Here is a 3,838-nt window from a genome sequence, read left to right on the forward strand (position 1 = left end):
GCTGAAGACCACCGACTCACCCCCGGCGACCTCCGTCACCGCGCTCAGCAGCGGGTGATCGACCCCCTCCAGCCCGGCCGCGTCCATGTCCCCGGCCTCGGCCTGCGCCGCCACCCAGAACCGCTCCCGCTGGAAGGCATACGTCGGCAGATCCACCCGCGCCGGCCGAGCCGGAGCGAAGAACGCCTCCCAATCAACCGCGACCCCACGAACCTGCAACTGCCCCAGAGCCCTGACCAGCGTCCGAGCCTCATCCCTGTCCTTACGGGCGGTCGAGACGAACACACCGCCCTCGACACTCTGCTGAGCCAGCGCGGTCAGCGTGGTGTCCGGCCCGATCTCGACGAACACGTTCGCCTGGCAGGCGGCCACACCATCGGCGAACCGCACCGCCTCCCGCACATGCCGCACCCAGTACGCCGGGTCGGTCAACAACCCCGGCTCCGCAAGCAGGCCCGTCACATTGGAGACGACCGGGATGGCCGGCTCGGCGAAGGTCAACCCCGAGACGACCTGCTCGAACTCCGCCAGCATCGGCTCCATCAACGGCGAGTGGAACGCGTGCGAGACCCGCAACCTGCGCGTCCGCGCGCTCACCAAGCCCGCGATCTCCTCCACCGCGACCTCGCTACCGGAGATCACCACCGAGGTCGGGCCGTTGACTGCCGCGACGCTCACGTCCTGGCGGCCTTCCAGCAGGGGAAGGATGTCCGCTTCCGGGGCGGCGATGGCCAGCATCGCCCCACCCTCCGGAAGCCCCTGCATCAACCGCGCCCGCGCCGTGACCAGAGCACACGCGTCAGGCAACGAGAGCACCCCGGCCACATGAGCGGCCGCGATCTCCCCCACCGAATGACCCACCAGCACATCCGGAGTCACCCCCAGCGAAGCCAGCAGGCGATAGAGAGCGACCTCGAAGGCGAACAGGGCCGGTTGGGTCATTCCCGTCTCGGCCAGTGCCTCCTCCGGACCGGAGAACATCGCCTCACGCACCGAACCCGGCAGCAACGCGCAGATCTCCTCCAGCGCCTCGGCGAACACCGGGAACGCCGCTGCGAGGGACGCCCCCATGCCCACCCGCTGGCTGCCCTGACCGGCGAACAGCATCGCCAGCCGACCGCCACCGGCCGCAGCGCCAGGCGCCGTCGTACCGTCAGCCAAGGCGCGCAGGCCCGTCACCAGCTCGGCCCGGTCGGCGCCGATCACCACCGCGCGCTGCTCCAGCAGTGCCCGGCCCGTCGCCAGCGTCCAGGCCGCGTCGGCCGGGTTCAGCTCAGGCCGCTCCTCCACCCAGGACGCGAGCCGGGAAGCCTGTCCCCGCAGTGCCTGGGGGGTCTTGGCCGAGACCAGCCACGGCGTCACCGGAAGCTCGACGGCGTCAGCCTTGGCCTCGGGCTCCGCCGGGCCCTGCTCGATGATCACGTGCGCGTTCGTGCCGCTGATCCCGAAGGAGGAGATCGCCGCGCGGCGCGGGCGGTCCTCGATGTCCCAGGGACGGGCCTCGGTCAGCAGCTCCACCGCGCCCGCCGACCAGTCGATGTGTCCCGACGGCTCCTCGGCGTGCAGGGTTCGCGGCAGCGTCCCGTGCCGCATCGCCATCACCATCTTGATCACACCGCCGACGCCCGCGGCGGCCTGGGTGTGGCCGATGTTGGACTTCAGCGAGCCCAGCCACAGCGGCCGGTCCGCGGGCCGGTCCTGGCCGTAGGTGGCGATCAGCGCCTGCGCCTCGATCGGGTCTCCCAGAACGGTCCCGGTGCCGTGCGCCTCGACCGCGTCCACATCCGCGGGCGACAGGTTCGCGCTGGCCAGCGCCTGGCGGATCACCCGCTGCTGTGACGGACCGTTCGGGGCCGTCAGGCCGTTGCTCGCACCGTCCTGGTTGACCGCGCTGCCCCGTACGATCGCGAGGACCTGGTGGCCGTTGCGCCGCGCGTCCGACAGCCGCTCGACGAGCAGCACGCCGACGCCCTCGCCCCAGGCGGTGCCGTTCGCCGCCTCGCCGAAGGACTTGCACCTGCCGTCGGGGGCCAGGCCACGCTGGCGGGAGAACTCGATGAAGGTCCCGGGCGTCGACATGACCGTGACACCGCCCGCGAGGGCCAGGTCGCACTCGCCCGAGCGCAGTGCCTGCGCCGCGAGGTGCAGCGCGACCAGCGACGACGAGCACGCCGTGTCCACGGTCATCGCGGGCCCCTCGAACCCGAAGGTGTAGGAGATCCGGCCGGACACCAGGCTTCCGCCGCTGGTCGAGGCGGGAGCACCGAGGCCGTAGTCGTGGTACATCAGGCCGGCGAACACGCCCGTCCGGCTGCCGCGCAGCTCGACGGGACTGACACCGGCCCGCTCCAGCGCCTCCCACGACGCCTCCAGCAGCAGCCGCTGCTGCGGGTCCATCGTGAGCGCCTCGCGCGGGCTGATCCCGAAGAAGCCGGGGTCGAACTCGGCGGCGTCGTACAGGAAGCCGCCGTGCTTCACGTAGGAGGTGCCCTCGCTCTCCGGGTCCGGGTTGTAGATCCTCTCCATGTCCCAGCCACGGTCGGCGGGGAACTCGGAGATGGCGTCCGTACCGTCGGCCACGAGGTCCCACAGCCCCTCGGGCGACAGCACGCCGCCGGGGTAGCGGCAGGCCATGCCCACGATCGCGATCGGCTCGTCGTCGTTCGGCGTCCTGGTCGTCGTGACCGACGCGATCGCGGACGCGGCGCCGGTCAGTTCCGCCCCCACGTAGTCCGCCACCGCTTCGGCGGTCGGGTAGTCGAAGATCAGCGTGGCCGGCAGCCGGAGTCCGGTGACGGCGCTGAGCCTGTTCCTGAACTCGACCGCGGTGAGGGAGTCGAAGCCGAGGTCCTGGAAGGCGCGATCCGGCTGGACGGCCTCCTTCGAGGCGTGCCCGAGCACCGTCGCCACTTCCTGGCACACCAGGTCGGACAGGACCGACCGGCGTTCCGCGGGCTCCATCGCGGCCAGCCGTCCCGCGAGGCCGTTGAAGGTTCCCGCTCGTGGCAGCGTCGTCCGGGCCGGGTTCCTGCCCTGGGCGAACCGGGCGGCGACCAGCGTCGGCCGGTCGTGGCGCAGAGCGGCGTCGAACAGCGCCAGCCCGTCGGCTGCCGACAGCGGCTTCAGGCCCACGCGCTCCATGCGGCGTACGTCGGCCTCGGTCAGCTCCTCCGCCATCCCGCCGATCGCCCACAGGCCCCAGGCCAGCGAGGTGCCCGCCAGGCCCTGTGACCTGCGGTGCTCGGCCAGGGCGTCGAGGAAGGCGTTGGCGGCGGCGTAGTTGCCCTGCCCGGGACCACCCAGCGTTCCCGCCACCGAGGAGAACAGCACGAACGCCGACAGATCCAGATCCCGGGTCAGCTCGTGCAGATGCCAGGCCGCATCCGCCTTGGGCCGCATGACCCCATCCAGCCGCTCGGGGGTGAGCGCAGTGATCACACCGTCGTCCAGGACCCCGGCCGCGTGCACCACACCCCTGAGCGGATACTCCGCCGGGATACCCGCGATCAGCTGCGCCAGCGCGTCCCGATCACCGACGTCGCAGGCCGCGACCTCGACCGTGGCCCCCAGCTCGGCCAGCTCCGCCACCAGCTCGGCCGCCCCCGGCGTCCGTACGCCACGACGGCTGGCCAGCAGCAGCCGCCGCACACCATAGGCAGTCACCAGATGCCTGGCCGCCAACGCGCCCAGACCACTCAAACCGCCGGTGACCAGCACCGTGCCCTCCGGCCCGAACACCGGTACACGATCCTCCTCGGCCGGCGCCACCACCGCACGCACCAGACGCGGTATCCACACCGCACCGGCGCGTACCGCGACCTGCGCCTCACCCGAAGCC

The 3,838-nt window shown here is 72.1% G+C and carries 1 protein-coding gene; it reads right to left on the reverse strand.

Annotated features, from left to right (window positions below):
* The coding region (locus ACSC1Q_RS42850; RefSeq protein WP_436764489.1) for a type I polyketide synthase at positions 1–3,738 on the reverse strand (3,738 nt) is incomplete at its 3' end.
* Positions 3,739–3,838: the final 100 nt, after the last annotated feature.

It is taken from the genome of Streptosporangium heterodermiicola, assembly GCF_051390675.1.
In the GTDB taxonomy this organism is placed as follows: domain Bacteria; phylum Actinomycetota; class Actinomycetes; order Streptosporangiales; family Streptosporangiaceae; genus Streptosporangium.